Source organism: Candidatus Sordicultor fermentans (assembly GCF_012728195.1).
GTDB lineage: Bacteria > Atribacterota > Atribacteria > Atribacterales > Caldatribacteriaceae > Sordicultor > Sordicultor fermentans.
Genome location: NZ_JAAYFP010000140.1, coordinates 1 through 20342, shown reverse-complemented (window position 1 = coordinate 20342; position 20342 = coordinate 1). Strand labels below are relative to the sequence as shown.

At 42.1% G+C, this 20342-nt stretch carries 20 protein-coding genes and 1 tRNA gene; 6 read left to right on the top strand and 15 right to left on the bottom strand.

Annotation, left to right across the window (positions count from 1 at the left end):
• Window positions 1-262, top strand: a 262-nt coding sequence (locus GXZ17_RS07525) for a methylglyoxal synthase (protein ID WP_409376678.1), incomplete at its 5' end; no start/stop codon positions are given.
• 344 nt (window positions 263-606) lie between these two features.
• Window positions 607-681, top strand: a tRNA-Val gene (locus tag GXZ17_RS07520).
• Window positions 682-701: 20 nt separating this feature from the next.
• Here GXZ17_RS07520 and rpe read toward each other — a convergent pair.
• The 13 genes from rpe to GXZ17_RS07455 form a co-directional block, all read right to left on the bottom strand.
• Window positions 702-1367, bottom strand: a complete 666-nt coding sequence (rpe, locus tag GXZ17_RS07515) for a ribulose-phosphate 3-epimerase (protein WP_409376677.1) — start codon at window positions 1365-1367, stop codon at window positions 702-704.
• A gap of 16 nt (window positions 1368-1383) precedes the next feature.
• Window positions 1384-2388, bottom strand: a complete 1005-nt coding sequence (locus GXZ17_RS07510; protein ID WP_409376676.1) for a galactitol-1-phosphate 5-dehydrogenase — start codon at window positions 2386-2388, stop codon at window positions 1384-1386.
• Window positions 2385-3422, bottom strand: coding sequence for an alcohol dehydrogenase catalytic domain-containing protein (locus GXZ17_RS07505; protein ID WP_409376675.1), 1038 nt, complete (start codon window positions 3420-3422; stop codon window positions 2385-2387). The genes GXZ17_RS07510 and GXZ17_RS07505 overlap by 4 nt, the downstream gene beginning before the upstream one ends.
• Window positions 3423-4020: 598 nt before the next feature.
• Complete coding sequence (locus GXZ17_RS07500; RefSeq protein ID WP_409376674.1) at window positions 4021-4470, bottom strand: OsmC family protein; 450 nt, start codon at window positions 4468-4470, stop codon at window positions 4021-4023.
• A 15-nt stretch (window positions 4471-4485) separates the two neighbouring features.
• Complete coding sequence (locus tag GXZ17_RS07495) at window positions 4486-5073, bottom strand: pyruvate kinase alpha/beta domain-containing protein (protein WP_409376673.1); 588 nt, start codon at window positions 5071-5073, stop codon at window positions 4486-4488.
• Between the two features lie 9 nt (window positions 5074-5082).
• A complete protein-coding gene (phoU, locus tag GXZ17_RS07490) occupies window positions 5083-5745 on the bottom strand; it encodes a phosphate signaling complex protein PhoU (protein WP_409376672.1) in 663 nt (220 codons plus the stop codon).
• A 31-nt stretch (window positions 5746-5776) separates the two neighbouring features.
• Window positions 5777-6256, bottom strand: coding sequence for a metallophosphoesterase (locus GXZ17_RS07485; RefSeq protein WP_409376671.1), 480 nt, complete (start codon window positions 6254-6256; stop codon window positions 5777-5779).
• 11 nt (window positions 6257-6267) lie between these two features.
• Window positions 6268-6762, bottom strand: a complete 495-nt coding sequence (locus GXZ17_RS07480; protein WP_409376670.1) for a nitroreductase family protein — start codon at window positions 6760-6762, stop codon at window positions 6268-6270.
• A 12-nt stretch (window positions 6763-6774) separates the two neighbouring features.
• Window positions 6775-7908, bottom strand: a complete 1134-nt coding sequence (locus tag GXZ17_RS07475; RefSeq protein ID WP_409376669.1) for a DUF763 domain-containing protein — start codon at window positions 7906-7908, stop codon at window positions 6775-6777.
• Window positions 7862-8344, bottom strand: coding sequence for an adenosine-specific kinase (locus GXZ17_RS07470; RefSeq protein WP_409376668.1), 483 nt, complete (start codon window positions 8342-8344; stop codon window positions 7862-7864). Before GXZ17_RS07470 ends, GXZ17_RS07475 begins: the two co-directional genes overlap by 47 nt.
• A 4-nt stretch (window positions 8345-8348) precedes the next feature.
• Window positions 8349-10943 (bottom strand): calcium-translocating P-type ATPase, PMCA-type, encoded by a 2595-nt coding sequence (locus GXZ17_RS07465; protein ID WP_409376667.1) that lies wholly within the window; start codon window positions 10941-10943, stop codon window positions 8349-8351.
• Window positions 10925-11743: a ParB/RepB/Spo0J family partition protein gene (locus GXZ17_RS07460; protein WP_409376666.1), complete on the bottom strand. Its 819-nt coding sequence runs from the start codon at window positions 11741-11743 to the stop codon at window positions 10925-10927. Before GXZ17_RS07460 ends, GXZ17_RS07465 begins: the two co-directional genes overlap by 19 nt.
• Window positions 11744-11754: 11 nt before the next feature.
• Window positions 11755-12480, bottom strand: a complete 726-nt coding sequence (locus GXZ17_RS07455) for a cytochrome c biogenesis CcdA family protein (protein ID WP_409376665.1) — start codon at window positions 12478-12480, stop codon at window positions 11755-11757.
• Between the two features lie 234 nt (window positions 12481-12714).
• Between GXZ17_RS07455 and GXZ17_RS07450 the strand changes: the two genes are divergently transcribed.
• Entirely contained in the window at window positions 12715-14013 is a 1299-nt protein-coding gene (locus GXZ17_RS07450; RefSeq protein WP_409376664.1) for a phenylacetate--CoA ligase family protein, read from the top strand.
• Between the two features lie 14 nt (window positions 14014-14027).
• Entirely contained in the window at window positions 14028-14456 is a 429-nt protein-coding gene (locus GXZ17_RS07445; protein WP_409376663.1) for an ACT domain-containing protein, read from the top strand.
• 164 nt (window positions 14457-14620) lie between these two features.
• Here GXZ17_RS07445 and pckA read toward each other — a convergent pair whose 3' ends face one another.
• Both pckA and GXZ17_RS07435 read right to left on the bottom strand, forming a co-directional pair.
• Entirely contained in the window at window positions 14621-16177 is a 1557-nt protein-coding gene (gene pckA / locus GXZ17_RS07440; RefSeq protein WP_409376662.1) for a phosphoenolpyruvate carboxykinase (ATP), read from the bottom strand.
• A gap of 907 nt (window positions 16178-17084) precedes the next feature.
• On the bottom strand, window positions 17085-18257 hold the full coding sequence (locus tag GXZ17_RS07435; protein WP_409376661.1) for an iron-containing alcohol dehydrogenase: 1173 nt from the start codon (window positions 18255-18257) through the stop codon (window positions 17085-17087).
• A gap of 271 nt (window positions 18258-18528) precedes the next feature.
• Here GXZ17_RS07435 and GXZ17_RS07430 point away from each other — a divergent pair, with 271 nt between their 5' ends.
• Both GXZ17_RS07430 and GXZ17_RS07425 read left to right on the top strand, forming a co-directional pair.
• Window positions 18529-19518, top strand: a complete 990-nt coding sequence (locus GXZ17_RS07430; RefSeq protein ID WP_409376660.1) for an ABC transporter substrate-binding protein — start codon at window positions 18529-18531, stop codon at window positions 19516-19518.
• A gap of 48 nt (window positions 19519-19566) precedes the next feature.
• The coding region (locus tag GXZ17_RS07425; protein ID WP_409376659.1) for an ABC transporter permease at window positions 19567-20342 on the top strand (776 nt) is incomplete at its 3' end.

Sequence of the window (20342 nt, the reverse complement as noted above, 5' to 3'; positions counted from 1 at the left end):
CCCTGGTAGGAGTGGACCCTGGGGAGGAGATCAGCAAATTGGCGCTAAAATTGTCGATGGAGAAATAGACCTCTTAATTTTCTTCTGGGATCCTTTAGAGCCTTTGCCTCATGATCCGGATGTAAAAGCACTGTTGCGGATAGCGGTTCTGTGGAACATACCTGTTGCCTGTAACAGAGCTTCAGCAGACTTTATCATATCATCTCCTCTTATGTACGAAGAATATGAGAGGTTAGTTCCTCAAACCCCTCAAATAGCGTGAAAAAACTGCTAATTTAGAAGATAAAGCAAGTCTTCTTGTGAAACTATTGTGAATCGGAAAGAAGATTTTCTCTCCCAGCGATTAAACAGAATGAAACAATCACTTTAAGAGTACTCTTTCATCTTGACATTAGGGCCTACTTTAAAACCGGCTTTAAGAATGAAATACGGACATTGATGATTACATTGATCAGGAAAGAAATTATTGAACAAGGTAGTTTGAAGGTGCAGAAGAAACAGCTTTGAAAACATGATTTATTATAGAATAACCACAACCGCTTTTGCCAAGGTATTGAAGAAAATGATAACACTATGGTAGAATAGTGTGCGTAGAAAAGTTTTTGGGCGCGGTTAACTCAGCGGTAGAGTGCCATCCTCACACGGTGGAAGTCGCTGGTTCGAATCCAGCACCGCGCACCATTTTATTTAAGAAAAGAATCTTAGCATTTCTCACAAAATTCCTTAAACTCTAAAGCTGCCTTCTCTACGTCTTCCCGACCAGAGAAAATACTGGTTGTTCCAGCCACAAAAACATTAGCTCCGGCTCTCTTGAGGGGAGGGACAGTTTTTTCTCCAATCCCCCCATCTACGGCGATGTCCAAATTCAAGCCTTTTTTCTCTACCATTTCTCTTACCTTCTCAACCTTGGGTATCACTTCAGGAATAAATTTCTGTCCTACAAATCCCGGGTCTACAGTCATTAGAAGTACCAGGTCTAAATAAGGTAAAAGATAGGAAAGAAGCTCAGGAGGAGTAGAGGGATTAAGAGCCAGCCCCACTTTTTTACCTTCTTTTTTAATCCTATCAACTAACTGATGTAGACGACTGCTCACCTCAGCATGAAAAGTAATCATATCTGCTCCTAAATCGGCAAATAGAGGTATAAAAGATTCCGGATTCTGTACCATAAGGTGAACATCAAAAAGAAGAGAGGTGGCTGGGCGAAGTTTTCTTAAAAGATTAGTACCTAGAGCAAAGTTAGGAACGAAAACTCCATCCATAATATCAATGTGAAGCATGTCTATTTTTGCTTCTTCTAACTTTTTTACTTCTTCCCCCAGATTAAGATAATCAGCACAATCTAAAGAAGCAGAAACTTTTATCACGATTTGACTGACCTCCTTATGGCTCTATAATAACTTTAGTATAAGGAAAATGTTTTTGCTGCATTTCCATTATAAAAGAGGGAGCTTCCTCCAGAGTTACTCGGTGAGAAATCAAAGGAGATAAAGAGAATCTTCCTCTCTCTTCTAATTCCAATAATCTTTTCCAATCTGAATTCAGAGACGAAAAATCGGAATTCCAGGTACCAACAACGGTAAGCTCTCGGCGAAGAATTATACCGATTTCTTGAGGATTTAAGTTCACGTCTTGTCCTTGATTCCCCACCAGGAGAACTTTGCCTTTCTTTCTCACTATTCTTAAAGCATCTAAAAGAGCCCGGTTGCTTCCTGAAGCCTCAATAGCTAAGTCCACCTCTTCTTTTTCCCCTACCGGAGACAAAGTGAGATCAAAACCTAAAGCACGAGCTAAAGGAAATTTTTGCTCATCCACATCATATCCTGTGAGCATTCGAGCTCCTCCTAACTTTGCCCACATGCCACAGAGAAGCCCAATAGGGCCTAAACCAAAAACTGCCACCCTATCACCCACCTCCGGGTGAGCACGTCGCAAGGCGTGCAAAGTTACCGCTCCTGGTTCACTCAGCGCTCCCTCTTCCCAGGAAACGCTGGTAGGCAGAGGAAGCAGATTCTCTACAGGAGCTACTACAAACTCGGCAAAACCTCCATTTTGCCGAGAGCCTAAATATCCGTAATTATTACATAACTCATACTGACCCACTTCACAATATTCGCAATCTCGGCAAGGAAGAAGAGGATAAACTGTAACTCTTTCTCCCAACCATTCCTCATCCTCTTCCTCTGCCACTTTTGCTACTTCACCTGAAAACTCATGGCCAGGAATGAGAGGGTAAAAATAAGCCTGGCCACCGAAAATCCGGGGGAGGTCTGAGCCACATATTCCTGCCGCCCGAACTTTTATTAAGACTTCTCCCTCCCGAGGGACAGGGGTCTTTACCTCCCTGAGAGACAAAACTCCTTTTTCTTCCAGAACCAGAGCCTTCATGGATTAACCACAACTTTCAGCCCTTCGTGGGATTCAGCTACTCTAAAAGCTTCCTGAATTTCCTCTAGAGGGAAGCGATGAGTAATATACTCTGCGGGATTTACCATTCCCTTTTCCATTACCCGCAGGGCTTTTTGATGATGACGGGGGAGGCTGCCATGGCTACCCAACACCATACATTCCTGATAATGGATAAAGTTACTAGAAATGCTTATATTACGTGCCCCGGAAGGTAATCCACCAAAAAAGTTTATCCGGGCTCGATGGCGAGCGAGAAGAAGAGCTTGCTCTTGTGCTTCAGGAGAGGCACAGGTCACCATCACCACATCTGCTCCTTCTCCATCTGTTACCTCTTTCACCTTCTCTTCCACATGTCTATCGCTCAAAAAATAATGGTCGGCATTAAATTTACGGGCCAAATCCAGCCGCAGCTGAGAACGCTGGATAACGATGATATTAGTTGCCCCCATATGACGGCCCATTTCTATCATCATACAGCCAATAGGACCTGCTCCAATGATACATAGAGTGTCTCCCACTTCCAGATTAGCCATCTCCAGCCCGTTAATGGCACAGGCCAAAGGTTCAGCTAAAGACGCTTCATCAAAAGAAAGATTTTCAGGGATTTTGTGCACTGATCCCTGTTCCACTGATAAGGAATTAAGTAGAATATATTGAGCAAACCCTCCGGGGAATTGATAACCAATAGCATAGTTTATAGCACAGTTTGTTCCCATTCCGTTCTGACACCAGAAACATTTTCCGCAGGGAACGTCTGCCCCCACTGCCACTCGATCTCCTATCTCGAATTTTTCTACTCCTTCACCCACTTCTACCACAACACCTGCGATTTCATGACCGATGATATGGGGAAACTTAACCCGGGGATTGCCATGGTGCATAATTCGGATATCTGAACCACAAATGGCACAGGCTTTGACCCTTATCAGCACCTCTCCTTTCCCTACTTCATAATCCTCTACTTCTCTTACCACTAAGCGATCTATATCTTCTAAAATAGCAGCTTTCATCATAATCTCCTTTCTATTGAAGAAAACACATTTCTTCCTGTACTATTTTTATAGCTAACTATATATACCAGAGAATAGAAAGACTGTCTCTTCGGTGGTATACGTAGCTCCCTCTTTAACTTTGTGCTACGAATAAGCTGTAGCAGTGCCGGGAATTTCTACTATACCGAGAAAGCTCTTTTCCTTCCCTGGTGGATTATTTATACTTCCTCTTCTTCAGAAGCCACAGAAATTATCCTGCTGTCATTTTGGTATGTCATTCCCGGAATTTAGCCAGGAATTTATCTTCTTCTGTCACTCCCCTTTTCTGTCGTTCCTGATTTTTTATATATCTTTATCTCAAGTCGTAAGCTGTTTGTTTTTCTTTCCAATATTATTTATTTTTAATCCTTGTGTTTTTGTCTTCCAGGGAGTTACAAGGGAACTAATTCCCCTATAGTTCAAACCCTCGATAGGAACACGCAGGCACACTGAAGTATTAACCCCGTGTCTTTGTGTTTAGTTTTTCCATCTATCTTGCTTTTAACTTTGTACTGCAAGCACTGAGAGGAAAAGCGTCCCTCAGTGCCTTATATTTTTTTTATCTATTCTGCTTTTAATCTCACGCCGTAGACTGCTCTAAAGTCACTCTCCCCTCTACTTTAGTGCCATTTTTTAAAGTATCGGATACCGGGCAGCGTCTGTCTACCTCTTCTTCAAACTCTTTTAATTCTTCATCGCTAAGGTCACCATTCACTTTGACCTGATAGCGAATAGCTAACAGTCCGGGACGAACCTGATCATATTGTCCCATAAATCCTCGAGGGTCTAAATCTCCTTCTACCTCTATCTCTATTTTCTCGATGGGTAAATTTTTCTCCTGAGCTACCACCCGGCTGACAATCCCCAGACACCCGGCGAGAGAAGCCAGTACACCCTCCACCGGGTTACAGGCACTATCTTCTCCACCTAGAGAAGGTGGTTCATCAAAGGAAAGAGTAAAATTCCTCACCTGAGTATCTATCCGTAGGCCTCCTTTCCACTCTCCAGTAGCTTTAAAAGTGTTAATCATTAGATTTCCTCCTTTCTAAGTTTTTTCTTCTCGCGGTAAACAAAGTATTTCTTTAATTTTTAAATCGAAAAAAGAATTTTGATGAGCAGCTCTGAGGAGAATCGCGGTATCCACTCCTTTGCCTCTTCCTCCCATAGAGATAACATCGTCTGTGGTGGGAATAACTCCCCCATCGGCAGCCATAATAGCTATCTCCACTGCCACTTTAAAGCCCTGGGAAATACGTCGATAGCTCTCAGCAATAATTTCCGGGATACTCACCCCTCCAAATTTCTGTCGGAAAGAGCGGCCAACTCCGCTTAGAGCATGAGAGCTCATGACGATTTTCACTCCCTTTTTTTCCAGCTCTTCTCTCCGGGAAGGAGTAAAAGATATGCTATCTTCGCCACAGAAGCCAGCATGATAAGTTACCATAACTAAATTACCAGAGTAGTCTACCTCTCGGGCTTTCTTTTCCAGAGATAAAGCAGTATCTCCAGAGCGAGAAGCTACCACCATATGTTTTATCCCCAGCTCCTTTGCCCTTTCTAGAGCAATGTCCAGAGTGGCTAATGTGTTATCTGGACCGGACTGAGGAAAATACCAGATTTTTTTCTCTTCCATTTTTTCCCCCTACTGATGTAATTCTATTAATTCTCCGGTTTCCATATAGTAGACCCGCTCAGCAATATTAGTAATGTGGTCTCCAACTCTCTCTAAGTAACGAGCAATCATCAAAATCCAGATAGCCTGCCGAGTAACACTGGGGTCTTTTTCTATGTGCTCTACCACTTCTTCATGAACAGAACGATAAAGAGCATCTACCTGATCATCGGCTTCCACCACTTTTTGTACTATGGTTAAGTCTCTTTGCACAAGAGCAGTGATAGCCTCCTCTAACATTTTCCTTACCAAGTCTGCCATTTTTGGCACATCTATGAGAGGTTTAAATAACGGTTTTTCGGCCAAGCGAATGCTGAATTTGGCAATATCAACAGAATAGTCACCAATTCTCTCCACATCAGTAATAACTTTCAGTATGGCAGCAATTACTCGTAAATCTTTAGCCACTGGTTGTTGCAAAGCAATGAGTGATAGGCACTTTTCTTCAATTTTAAAGTTGAAGTCATCCACTACATCATCTAAAGCAATAGCTTCTTCTGCTTTTTCTATATTTCTTTCTTTTAGAGACTCAATAGACATCTGTAACATTTTCGCTGCTGTGTGAGTCATATTTAGTAAATCTTCTTCCAGCTCTTTTAACTGTTGGGTGAAACGCTCCCGAATGATTTCCACTGTTATCCCCCTTCTCAATTTTAATCAAATATCAAATATCAATTAATTTTGCTACTCCTTCTTTCAAATCACAAAGAGCCAAAGTAGCTCTTCCGCTGAGTAGACCGCACACTTCCCCCGGATTAATCAAGAAAACGCCGTTTTCCTCTTTTATAACCGCTTCATGGGTATGCCCGTAAACTACCAGGTTGTATTTTCTACTTTCCCAGGCTAATTGCGCCGGCAAATAAAAATGGGAAATCCAGATGCGGAAACTATTCTTTTCTCCCTCCCAGAAAGGAGCATTTACCTTCCCTCCTGATTTCTGAAAAATGCCCAGTATCTCTCCGTCGTTATTGCCCAGTACCCCCTCCCAGGGGATAGAAAAGCGAGTTAAAAGTTCTACTGAGAAGGGGGCAACATAGTCTCCAGCATGAAGGATTAGGTCTACTTTCTCCTTTTCTAAAATATCCAGAGCTTGCCTTAGCGAGGCAAGATTATCATGACTGTCGGATAAAATACCCACTTTCATTGTTATCCCTCTCAAAATTTCTCCCAGTGTAAAACTTCTTCTAAACTTCTTTTTGCCGGCATAACAGGTTCTGCTGCAGGATATCCCAGGGCTATCAAGCTTACCAGACGATAATCATCCGGGACATTGAGAATTTCAGCTATCTGTGGACTATAGTGCTTTTTATCACCGGCTACCCAGCAAGAACCTAAACCTAAATCTCGAGCAGCAAGAAGAATATTTTCCGTAGCAGCACAACCATCTTCCAGGTAAAAATGAGTGTCTCGGCAAAATACAGCTACGCAAACCGGAGATTGAGCAATAAATTTCCCATAATCAGTGGCATTAGCAATTTCCCTCCGTTTATCAGGATCGGTTACCACTATAAATTCCCAGGGCTGAGAATTGTTGGCCGATGGAGCTAAACGCGCACAATCGATTATTTCCTCAATTTTTTCTCTTTCCACCGGAATATCCTTAAACCGACGAACTGAGCGTCTTTTTCTTAACACTTCCAGAGTTTCCATATTTGTTTCCTCCTATATCGTCAAAAGCTTGAGTTGTTCATACATTTTCCTCTTATCGATAGACGAAGCACGGGAACGTTGCACCACTTGGGTAAAAAACTCTATAGTTTCTTGATAAGTCTCCCGATCCACGGGGAAGGGAATCCCATCTTTTCCTCCATGAGCAAAGGAAAAACTCACCGGATCGGTAAAACTGGGAGAAGCTCCCATTACCACTTCAGTTGTAAGAGCTAAAGCCCGTAAAGTTTTAGGGCCCACTCCCCGGAGAGCCAGGAGGTTTTCAAAGTTTTGAGGCTTTTCCTCGTAAATCATATGCAGGGTTTTATCTATTCGTCCCAGATTAAAATCTTCTTCCTTGATGAAGTGGCGAGAAGGAAGTGAAAGACGAGGAATAAGGGTCATCTCCTCTTTTAACTTTTCTGGCTTTTCCTGTGCTAACTTTACTATACCCTCTCGGCAATCTGTACTCTCTCGAGCTACCAGATTGAGAACTTCCCTTTCTTTTTTCTCTCCCCAGATTCCCTGGTGAGGTTCACAAACTAAATCTTTTACTCCTTCTCCCCACCAATGATATCGGCGGGCGTATTTAGTGTCAGGATTCATACCCTGCTGCACCACTGCCCATTTTCCGGAGAAGGTAAAAAAGAAAGTATGGTGATAGAGATTGTAGCCATCCTGGAGAGCAGAATTGTCTACTTTGGCTGACATGCGGCTCCGGTAAACCATTTGGTCAGCAAAAGGGAGGGCATGTTTCTGGGCATGAAGGCATATTTCTTCTGGAGTCTTGCGGGAAGTTGCTCCTTTTCCGCCGCAGATGAAAAGTCGCAGGTCTTTTTCTTTGCCTCTTACTCCCTCTTTCAGCGCTCCACACAAAGTAGTGGTCAGGCCACTGGAGTGCCAATCAAAACCCAAGAGACAACCCAGGGACTGGAAAAAGACCGGGTCAGAAATCCGACACAGTATTTCTTCCTCCCCAAAAAATTCTACTATAGCTTCCATAATTAGTCCTCCCAAAGTCTTCATCCGCTCAAAAAGCCAGGGAGGGCACTTTCCCCCATGAAGAGGAAGGTCGGCAATGGCTCTTCTCATCCAGCACTCCTTAAAGTTTGTAGCCGATCTGACGCAATAATTTATGGCGATCGGCAATTTCTTTTTCTCCCTCTATCCCTTTACTTTTAAACCCATCTATTACCCCCATTACTCCCCTTCCTTGTTCGGTTTCTTTTATTATTACCTCCACAGGATTGGCAGTAGCACAATATATGTGGCATACCTCGGGAACCATTTTCACAGTATTGAGAACATTGATAGGATACCCGTCTTTCAAAAAAATTATGAAAGTGTGTCCTGCCGATATATTCCAGGCATTATTTTTGGCTAATTCGGTGAGCTCTTCATCGTTTCCCGCATAACGCACGAGACACGGTCCTGAAGACTCGCAAAAAGCCAGACCGAACTTCAAATGAGGAGAAGAAGTTATCAAAGCTTCGTAAAGGTCTTCCACAGTCTTAATAAAATGAGCCTGCCCCAGAATCAAATTATAGCCCTGGGGATTCTCGATTTTCACTATTTTTTCTTCCATATTTTTATTCCTCCTTTTTATGGAATAATTTTCTGACCTCATAAGCACTAACAGGAAGGATAGAGAAAAGAACAACTAAAATCCATTGATTAAGGCTTAAAGTTGCTGTTTGAAAAACACCCTGCAGAGGAGGTAAAAGTACTACCAGTATTATTACCAAAAAAGACAGTAAACATGCTCCCACCAGATATAAATTACCTCGAGGGTCAATTTGCCAGAAATTTCTCTTTTCGGAGCGGAAGCTATAAGCTCTCCATAGCTCGTCAAAACCCAGAGTGGCAAAAGCTATGGTTCGGCTTATCTCCCGTCCCCATAAAGCCAAGCCTATCCCAAAGGAGGCTACCACTGCTAAGGTGATAAAGAAAGCATTGAAGAGTACAATCCCCATATAATGGGGATTAACAATCCCCTCCCGGGGATGGCGAGGTTTTCTCATCATCACATCGGGTTCGGGGCTATCCATCCCTAAGGCTAAAGCTGGAAGACCATCGGTTACCAGGTTAATGAGGAGGATTTGCACCGGTACTAAATGACTGTGCCAGCCTACCAGAATGGGAATAAAAATAGTAAATATTTCTCCTAAATTACAGGATAAAAGATAAACCACAAATTTCCTGATATTATCGAATATCACTCTACCTTCTTTAATAGCCTGCACGATGGTGGCAAAATTATCATCAGTTAAAATCATATCAGCGCTTTCTTTGGCCACTTCGGTGCCTGAGATACCCATAGCCACGCCAATATCAGCTTTTTTTAGAGCCGGAGCGTCATTAACTCCATCACCGGTCATGGCTACCACTTCTTCGTGAGCTTGTAGAGCTTCTACAATTTTGAGTTTTTGCTCTGGCCACACCCGGGCAAACACTTTGATTTTTTTAATATTCGCTTTTAATTCCTCCGGAGAATAGTTAGCTAACTCCTGTCCGGTGACTACCAGGTCCTGAGGAGAAAACATCCCCAGCTCTTCTGCAATTGCCCGGGCAGTGAGAGGATTATCACCGGTAACCATCACGGTAGTAATGCCTGCTTGTCTTGCTTCTTCTAAAGCTAGTTTCGCCTCTGGGCGGGGTGGGTCAATCATGCCTATTAGCCCCACAAAAATCAGGTCTTTTTCCTCTTCCGGGGAAGGTACAATCCCTTCTTCCATCTTTCTCCAAGCAAAAGCTAAAACCCGGAGAGCTTTTTCAGCCATTTCTTCCATCATTTTCTTTATCTCTTGCTCTTTTTCCGGGGAAAGAGGGATAATTTCTCCTTCTTTCTCATAGAAAGAGCAGCGAGTAATAACTATATCGGGGGCACCTTTAACTAAAAGAGCCATTTCTCCTTCTATGTTGTGGAGAGTGGACATCATTTTCCGTTTGGAGTCAAAAGGAACCTCCTCCTGGCGGGGATAAAGTTTTCTCCAGGAGTTAAAATCAACATTTTGCTCCCAGACATAATCTAAAAGAGCAAGCTCAGTGGGGTCTCCAAGACGCACCTCTTCACCTTCTTCACCTTCCTCCACTATAGCATCGTTACAGAGGACGGCAATTTGATAGAGCTTTTCTGGGGCCTCTGTCCATGCCTCCCGAACTACCATACGATTTTCGGTAAGGGTTCCCGTTTTATCGGTACAGATATAAGTAGTAGAACCCAGGGTTTCCACCGCAGGTAATCTACGGATAATAGCCCGGTGCTGACTCATACGATAAACTCCTAAAGCCAAAACCACAGTTACAATGGCTGGCAAACCTTCAGGAATAGCTGCCACAGCAAGACTCACCGCAGTCATAAACATCCCCAAAGGTGTTTCCCCTCGCCAAAAACCTACTAAAAAAACCAGAGCACATATTCCCAGAGTCAAAAAGCCCAGAAGCTTTCCCAGACCAGCCAGCCGTTTTTGCAAAGGAGTTACTGTTTCCTCTTCTTCCTGGATTAAACTGGCAATTTTTCCTATCTCTCTATCCATACCTGTGGCTACCACTATTCCCTTGCCCCGCCCGTAGGTAACCAGAGTTCCAGAATAAGCCATATTGAGGCGGTCGGTGATAGGAATATCGGGAGGAAGAGGAGAAATATCTTTCTCTACCGGTACCGATTCACCAGTTAAGCTCGATTCATCAATTTTCAAGGCATGAATTTCAATGAGCCGCAAGTCAGCAGGAACAAAATCTCCTTCCCGGAGAATCACTATATCTCCGGGAACTATTTCTTCCGAATTTACTTTAAGGGGTTTTCCCTCTCTTATTACTTCGCATTCCGGAACAGTCATTTTCTTCAAAGCTTCCAGAGCTTGACTGGCTCTCCACTCCTGCACCACTCCTAAAACAGCATTCAAAATCAAAATAGCAATGATTACTAAAGAATCAGTAATTTCTCCCAAAAGAAGAGAAACTAAAGCTGCTCCCACTAAAATCAATACCAGGAAATCTTTGAACTGCTCCAGAAACATGGTAAAGATAGTTTTTTTCCTGGGCTGAGGGAGAGTATTTCTCCCATATTTTTCTAACCTTTGTTTTACTTCTTCCTCGCTTAACCCCTTTTTTTCGTTACTGTTTAAAATCTTGATTACTTCTTCCGGAGAAAGCTCGTGCCAGTTTATTCCTTTCTCAGCCAAGGTAATACCTCCTCTAATAATCCTCCCACTTTTTGTATAAAAGTTCTTTTATTTTCTTCGCTTTCTTGTTTACCCACTATTTCCTGGATAAAACCTTCCAGGGCCTGTTCAAAACCAATATCGTATCCTTCTTTTTGACTTTTGTACCATTTATAGTCAAGAACATAGGCAAAAATGTCAGCCAAGCTCTTATCAGGAAAGGCTTCTTCCAACCCCCTCTCTACAATAGCCTGGACTGCAGGAGTATAAACCGACAGAAACCAGTTAAGGCTGGCCTCTTTAAGAGGTACTTCTCTTCCTAAAAACGTCTCCATACTCTTAGCATAATCCTTAATATAACTTAAGAAAGAATCATAATGTCGAGGCTCACTGGCATCAATACCCTTAAGTCCGGTTAAATTTTCAAATTCTGCTCTCTTCTTGCGCAGGGCTCGACTCACCCTTAGCTCGGAAGGGAAAAATTCAATTACCTCAGCATCGATGTATTTTACACCCAGCTCCTTAGCTACTGCTACCCGATGATTACCATCTAATACGTAATATTCATCTCCCACCTGATATACAATAATAGGAGGGAGAACTTCTCCTCTTTCCATCGCTCTTCTAATGCGATAGTAACGAGTATCGGGGTTTTTTAGACGAAAACCGGGGAGCAAATCTCCTGCTCTTCCCACACTACCCACAATTTTGTCCACTGGTATAGCTTGCATACCTCTATAAACTCGATTAGAGAGATTTAATCTTTTAGAAACATCACCAAAAGCTTTTACTTTTTGTTCATCTTTACCAATGATAGGCATAAGAAAAACTCCTATTCTCTGAAAAGCAAAAATTCAGGATTAAAAGAAGCATCCACCCCCAGGAGAGAAAAAAGAGCATTCATTTCTCCAGTAAATATTACCACACCCAGGAAAACGAGCAATATCCCACTCGTTATTTCTACCCATCTTCCTCTTTTTTGTAAACCACGAAAAAATGTGGTGAGGTGTCCCCAGCCTATTCCCAAAAAAATGAAAGGTAAAGCCAGGCCCAGAGCATAAAAGAAAAGAAGTATTCCTCCCTGCCCAATCTTCCCCATAGTAGAGGCATAAAGAAGGATGGACCCCAGAATAGGACCCACACAAGGCGTCCACCCCAGGCCAAAAGATATACCCAGAAGCAGGCTTCGCACTTGAGATAGATTTATTTCCCGGGGGCGAAAGTGTTTGTCAGCATATAACCAGCGAATTTTCAAAACTCCTAAAATCTGCAAGCCAAAAATTATAATAATAATTCCTGCTAAACGATTAAACCACACCCGGTAAGGAGCAATGATACTGCCTAAAAAAGAAGCTCCTAAACCCATTAACACGAAAATCCCGGTAAAGCCTGTAACAAAAAAGAGAGTATGAGTAATCGTTTTAGTCCTATCTTTTTCGGTTGATTCTACTCCGCTAATATAACTTACATAAGCAGGAGCAATAGCTAAAACACAAGGAGAAAGAAAAGAAAGAAGACCAGCTAAAAAGCTAATAAAGACGTTCAGATCTAAACTCAATTGATTCACCTCTCTATTTTAGACACATCATATTACTATTCTATTATTACTCTCTCCGTTCCAAAAGAGAAAATGCGCAACGCAAAGCTATTCTTAATGTTTATTCGTTGAAGTAACTACCAATAAATATGCAAAGGCGCTTTTGATTATACCGATTCCTCATATTTTCTCAAGTGAGATATAATTGTCTTAATCCATTATACGTTACATAAATAAAAAAAGGAGAGAAGAAAATTGTACTGGGAAAAACAACTAGAAACTATACCCCGGGAGGAATTATCCTTACTACAAGCTGAAAGGCTCAAAAAGACCATAGCTAATGCTCAGAGAACCAGCTTTTATCGTCGTCTTTTTTCGCATAACAAAATAGACCCGGAAAAAATTAAGTCTCCCGAAGATCTAAAATTTATTCCCCCTACCACTAAGGTAGATTTACGAGAAGGTTTCCCTTTTGGTTTCTTAGCTGTACCTTTAGAAGAAGCGGTACGCCTCCATTCCTCTTCTGGGACTACTGGCACTCCTACAGTAATATATTACACTGCTTCAGACCTGGACCGGTGGACTAATCAAGTAGCTCGTTCAATGTATGCTGTAGGGATGAGGAAAAATGACGTTTTCCAGAATATGATGAGTTATGGGCTTTTTACCGGAGGTTTAGGCATGCACTACGGGGCAGAGAGGTTAGGAGCGCTTACTATTCCTATAGGAGCAGGAAACAGCAAAAGACAAATCTGGTTTTTGAAATTTTTTAAAAGTACAGCAATTCATATTATCCCCAGCTATGCTCTTCTTCTTGCTCAACTAATCAAAGCTGAAGACTTAGATCCTCGACAGGACTTCAACATTCGCATCATGCTTTTAGGAGCTGAACCTCACAGCGAAGAGACTCGACGTCGCATAGAAGAAATTTATGGAGCTAAAGCTTATAATTCCTATGGATTATCAGAGGTCAACGGACCAGGGGTAGCCTTTGAGTGTGTTTTTCAGGAAGGAATGCACTTGTGGGAAGATTATTACATTTTAGAAATACTCAATCCCCAAACTCTTTCTCCCACACCTCCCGGGGAAGTAGGAGAAATAGTTCTCACTACTATTTATCGGGATGCTACTCCCCTTATTCGCTACCGAACTGGAGATTTAGCTTCTCTCCTGGAGGAACCCTGCCCTTGTGGTAGAACCCACCGGCGTATTTCCCGTATTCAGGGAAGAACCGATGATATGTTCATTTTCCGGGGAGTAAACATATTCCCCATGCAGATAGAAAAAGTGTTAATGAGCAATCCCGAAGTGGGCAACAATTACCGCATCATTTTAGAAAGAGAAGATTATCGAGATAAAATGATAGTAGAAGTAGAAATAAAACCGGAGCTATTCCTGGGTGATTTACAAAAATTAGCAAGATTGAGAGAAAGAATACAATCTGAGCTTCATTCAGAAATTCTCGTAACTCCAGAGGTAATTTTAGTAGAACCAGGGAGTATACCTGCCCCGGAAGGAAAAGTTCAAAGAGTGATTGACCACCGTCAATTATAAAAAGGAGGAATAAAATGGCTCGCCAGCTTTCCATTTTTGCCGAGAATAAACCAGGAAGAATTGAGAAAATTACTCGCCTTCTTTCTCAGGAAGGAATCAACATTCGGGCTATCACCATCTCCAGCGCCAATGGATTTGGAGTGATTAAAATTTTAGCCAGCGAACCTCAAAAAGCTTTTGAGCTTCTTCGCAACCATAATTTTCCGGTTTACCTGCAAGAGGTCATTGCTGTAGTGATGAATGATGAGCCAGGGGGGTTACATCGGGTAGCCCGGGCTTTAGCCGAAAATCAAATTAACATCGAAGACGCCTACGGGTTTGTAATCAAAAGCGGGGAAAAAGCAGTTCTGGTCATACAGGTAGAAAATCAACCTCAAGCTCATAACATACTGGAAAGAAACGGCTTCCAGCTATTAACCGATGAAGAAATCTACCAATTGTAGCGAGAAAACTAAGGGGGATTGAATCGTCACACCAGATAAAACTGCGAGCTCGCAATAACAACCCGGTAAACAAAACCACCAAGCCACCGTCCATACCGGGCGCACACAAAAAGCTCACCAGCTACGGCTGGTGAGCTTAAAGTAATGGCAGATTTGAGCTTACTTCAAACCGCAGAGAACTTAAAACGGTTAATTGTTTTTGCAAAGTCGCTTTGCAATTTTCTAGCTTGCTCGTCGAACTCACTCCCGTTCCTCCAGGTAGAACGAGGATGAAGCAGCTCTCGTGGTACATCCTTAATTTCTTCGGGAACTAAGAAACCGAATATAGGGTCTTCCCGGAAAGGATAATTTTCAATGCTACCATCGATTAAAGAATGAACAATGGCTCGCGTATAAGTTATATCTATCCGTTTACCAACCCCATAAGGACCCCCCATCCAACCAGTATTAACCAGGTAAGTCCGGGAGCCGTGCTGCGATATTTTTTCTCCTAACATCTTAGCGTATATTTGAGGATGAAGAGGCATAAAAGGAGCACCAAAACAAGGTGAAAAAGTAGCCTGGGGTTCAACAATACCTCTTTCGGTTCCTGCTAACTTACTGGTATAGCCCAGTAAGAAAAACTCCACCGCCTTTTCTCTGCTAAGTTTAGCTACAGGAGGTATCACTCCGAAAGCATCGGCAGTTAACAAAATCACTACTTCAGGGTGTCCAGCCATACCAGGAATGAGAGCGTTTGGGATATACTCAATGGGGTAGCTAGCTCTAGTATTCTCAGTATAGCGGGCATCGTTGTAATCCGCTTCTCGAGTGACAGGGTCTACTACCACATTTTCCATAATAGCTCCATAGCGCAAAGCTTCCCAAATCTGAGGCTCTTTCTCTCGAGAGAGATTTATGCACTTAGCGTAACACCCTCTCTCAAAATTAAAAACTCCCTTCTCCGACCAGCCATGTTCATCATCTCCAATTAAACGCCGTCTTGGGTCAGCAGAAAGAGAGGTTTTCCCTGTGCCGGAAAGTCCAAAAAAGATAGCTACATCGTCCCCCCTCTCTCCCACATTGGCCGAACAATGCATAGGAAGAACCCCTTGCTGAGGAAGGAGGAAATTCATCACTGTAAAGATAGATTTCTTAATCTCTCCTCCGTAAGAAGTACCTCCAATAATCACCATTTTCTCCCGGAAATTGATGATAACAAAAGCTTCAGAGCGAATACCATCTTCTTCAGGGTCAGCTTTAAAATTGGGAGCGCAAATTACCGTAAATTCCGGCTTAAAATTAGTTAACTCTTCCCTCGTTGCTTCAAGAAACATATTTTCTACAAAAACTGTCTGGTAGGCATATTCATTTATAAAACGCACTGCCAGCCTACATTGGGGGTCTACTCCTACAAAACCATCATAAACAAAAATATCTCTACCTTGGAGATAAGCACATAGTTTACCATGAAGCCGATTGAATTTTTCTGGTTCTATGGGAACGTTTATTTTACCCCAATCTATAGAATTATGGGTAATTTCATCATCTACGATATAACGGTCTTCGGGAGAACGACCAGTATATTTACCGGTTAACACGTTAAAAGCTCCGGTAGAAGTGAAAATTCCTTCTTCTCTTTTGATGGCTTCTTCTAAAAGCTGAGAAACAACTGCATTATAGTAAACATAGCGAGGGTTATGAATACCAGCCTTTTCCAGAGGATAGAAAAGAGATTGCATTTACTTTTCCTCCCTTACTTAACTCACTTAAATTTCCAGAATTTTACCACAATAAAGAAAAAAGTAAAGGTCAGACAGACTTTAGAAGAAAAATAGGGAAAGAAAGTGGCTCTCTGATAGATGTTAAAGCTCTGGTTCTTTTCCCGAATAGTTGACAAAAAAATTAAATAAAAATAGACATCCCTTGCTTTTCTGCGTAAAGTGTTTGTATCTAAAACCAGTATAGAGAACTAAAAAGCGAGGCTCTCACAACACTGGAGCACCTCCCCTCAGCAATCTTTATTTTTTTATTTAAACTATTGTCGTTTTGTTTTCCAGGGGTTATAAGGTGGCAGCCCTCACACCGATAGGGAAAAAGCGTCTTCTTCGGTAGTTTTTGTCTTTTACATTTTCTATAAGCCCTTTTCTTTTATCTCACACCGTAAGTTATTTTGCGCTGCAGATATTGAGAAAGATCTTTCTCCCCCCTCGGTGTTTTTTTATGTTTTTAGTTTCACTGTAAGCTGTTCTGCTCCCTATAAAATTGATAAATTCTCTTGAATCATTTCCCATTCGTTGGCAATTTTACGGTTATCACAAAAAAAAAACGATTTGAATATCAAGAAAGAGGAAATATAGTTCGACTAGAACATCAGATAGGGATTCTTTTCAGGGCTGATTAAATCCACATAAGAACACTCAATAACCATAGCTCCAGAAGGAGCGAACTTGAGCCCATGGAGGGAAGCTCTGGGGGCTTCAAAAGACTGCAGGCTATACGTAAGAGATATAAGTACCTCTATACTTAAAATTTACGCTTTCCCCTTTTATCGACTATAAATACATACTATACTGCCCGCATCAATAAAGGCCACCTAAAATCAAAATGGATAGGACCAGACAAGCAAGCACCCATGCTTTGATTGGTCTACAATGCCATTTTTAAAATATTTAATACGTCTTGTTTTCCTAATCTCTTAAAATTGCCGACAGTCTTTGTACCACCAGCTGTACACTTATCAGCCATCTCTTCTAATCGATCATCCGATATGCCTAAGTCCTTTAACGAAGTGGGAAGTCCCACATTCTTATAAAATCTTTTTAGTTGATCTATTCCGGCCAGTGCTGTGCGCTCCGGGTCCTCAAAATCCATATCTACATTCCATACTCGCACTGCAAACTGGACAAATTTATTCCTGTTTTCTCTGTACACATACTTCATCCATGCTGGAAACACTACTGCTAATCCGGCACCGTGGGCCACATCATATATGCCACTAATTTCATGCTCTATGTCATGTGATGCCCAATCACCCACTCGACCAGTGCTCAAAAGGTCATTGTGGGCTATCGTACCAGCCCACATTATCTCAGCCCTGGCATCATAGTTATCAGGCTGATCAAGAACTACAGGTACATTTTTTATAACTGTCTTAAGCGTACTTTCACATAGCCTATCAGTAAAGTCAACATGTCGGGTAGGAGTAAAGTAACGCTCCATCACATGAGCCATTATATCTGAAGCTCCACATACTGTCTGATAAGGTGGTAGAGTAAAAGTTAACTCGGGGTTTAATATGGCAAACCTGGGTCTCATAATCTCTGCATTAACCGCTCTTTTATACCATCCATCTTCGTTGGTTAAAACCGAGCCAGGGCTCGCTTCGCTCCCTGCTGCCGGTATAGTCAACACCACACCTACAGGTATTGTTTCTTGAGGTTCAGCTTTACCAGTATAAAAATCCCACACATCACCATCATATGGTACTCCTATACCTATGGCTTTGGCAGAATCTATAACACTTCCACCACCTACTGCCAGAATAAAATCTACACCTCTTTCCCGACACAGCTTTATACCCTCACGTACCAAACTCACACGGGGGTTTGGTTTCACACCGCCAAGCTCTATAAAATCAATATCCGACTCTTTGAGTGAAGCCACCACTCTGTCGTAAAGCCCAAAACGCTTTATGCTTCCGCCACCGTAGTGAAGCAACACTTTTTCAGCTTGACATTTTTTAATTTCCTGTCCCACCCGATTTTCTGTACCTTTACCAAAAACTATCTTAGTAGGGCTCAAAAACTCAAAATTGTTCATATCTTCCTCCTTTTTAGCTTTTGAAATTTTATTATATTTAATAACAAAAACCTCCCTCTGGTCAAGAAGTACTAAATCATCAGCAATGATTTTTTGTTAGTTCCAGTTACAAGAGCCTTTTCTACAAAAATAATTTCAAAATGTTGGCAAAAAGGGAAAGGATGAATTATAATCTAAGTGGTTATCCTTTCCCCCTCTAGGAGGTGAAAAATAAAGGGGAGAGAAGGAACCAAAAAAGTTTTAAAATCTTATAAAAGAAGGGGGATTTGCTATGAGAAAGAATTTCTTAACTATCTTCATTGTTTCTTTACTGGTATTGGTGTTAGTCGGAGGAGTTTTAGCTCAAGAAAAAAAATACAAAATCGCATACATTTCAGGTATCCTTGACCCCTTCCAGGTTCTGATTGGAGAGGGAATTAAAGACAAGGCCGCCGAGTTAGGGATGGACGCTTTCATTGCTGAACATCCCAAAGCCTGGGGGCCAGAGGTACAGGTTCCTATCTTAGAAGCGGTGGCAGCCCGAGGAGATATTGATATAATTGCCATCGTACCTACTTCTCAAGAAGCCTTAATCGCTCCCCTGAAGAGGATTTATGATAGTGGTATTGATATTATTACTGTTGATACCTACATCGGCGATGGAGATTATTCTAAACCCAGTGACTGGTCATTTCCCTTGGCTTATATTGGAACGGATAATTTTCAGGGAGGGGTGGAAGTAGCTCATCACCTGGCGGAGATGATTGATTATAAAGGAAAAGTATTTGTAGAAACTACCAACCCTGATACATCGAGCGTAGTAGAGCGAGTAGAAGGTTTCAAAAAGGGAATATCTGAATATCCGGATATTGAATTAGTGGGAGTAGAATACTGCCTGGATGTGCAAGAAAAAGCTCAGCAACAGGTAGCAGCTGCTCTGCAGGCTCACCCGGATATCGTAGGAATTTTTGGTACCAACCTCTATAGCGCCCAGGGTGCTTACCAGGCAGTGGCCAATGCTGGATTAGCTGGAGTGGTAAAAATTGCTGCCTGGGATGCTACTGAAGATTTGATTAAAGCGCTAAAGGAAGGACAGGTAGATCTGGTTCTGGCTCAAAAACCCTATGAAATTGGAACTTTAGCCGCAGAATGGGCTTATAAGTATCTGGTGGAAGGTCAAGAAGTCCCCAAGAGAATTGTTCCTGGTTTCTTCTTCTTCACCCGAGATAATGTAGATGATCCAGAAGCTCAACAATATATTTATCGAATGCCTCAGGACTGAAGCTAAAGGAGGGAGGTCTACCCTCCCTCCTTTCAAAAAGGGTGAAAAATGTTACTTTCTGAACTAAATCCTGGACAACGATTTCTTCTTTTTTTAGGTAAAAATTGGGTAGTTTTCTTCCTCCTTTTTCTGTGCGTTCTTTTTAGTTTTACCGGAACAGGTTTTTTATCTCCTAAGACTTTAAATAACATTCTCATCACCTCCTCACCCGCTCTTCTTTTAGCGGCGGGAGAAACTTTTGTCATCATAACAGGTGGTATCGATCTTTCTGTGGGATTTGTGCGAGGATTAATTTCCGTAATTTCGGCTATTATCATGCGAGACCTTTACGCTGCAGGTTATTCCCCTTATGTAGCCATTCTCTGGGGAATAGTGGTAGGAATAGGAATAGGTCTCTTACCCGGGCTGGTAAACGGTATCCTGGTAGCCAAGTTCCGAGTTCCTCCTTTTATTGCGACGTTAGGGATTTATGGGGTAGCCAATGGTTTCGCTCTGCGCCTTTCTCAGGGTTTTCCTATTACCTTTCTTCCCCCTGAGGTAGGTGAAATTGGCAATGGTTTTGTAGCTTACTTTCTTCCTGGAAAGGGCTACAGCTTTTTCAAAAGACCGGCGGGAATGCTACCTGAAGATATGCGTAACCTCATAGGCGTTGTTCCTTTCGCCTTTCTCATTGCCCTATTGTTTATTCTGATTTTTGCCTTTATTCTCTCTCGTACCCCTTTCGGACAGCACACCTATGCCATAGGGGGAAATATCGATGCTGCTCGCCGAGCTGGTATCCCTGTGGACCGTCATCTTATAAAAGTGTATATGATTTCTTCCTT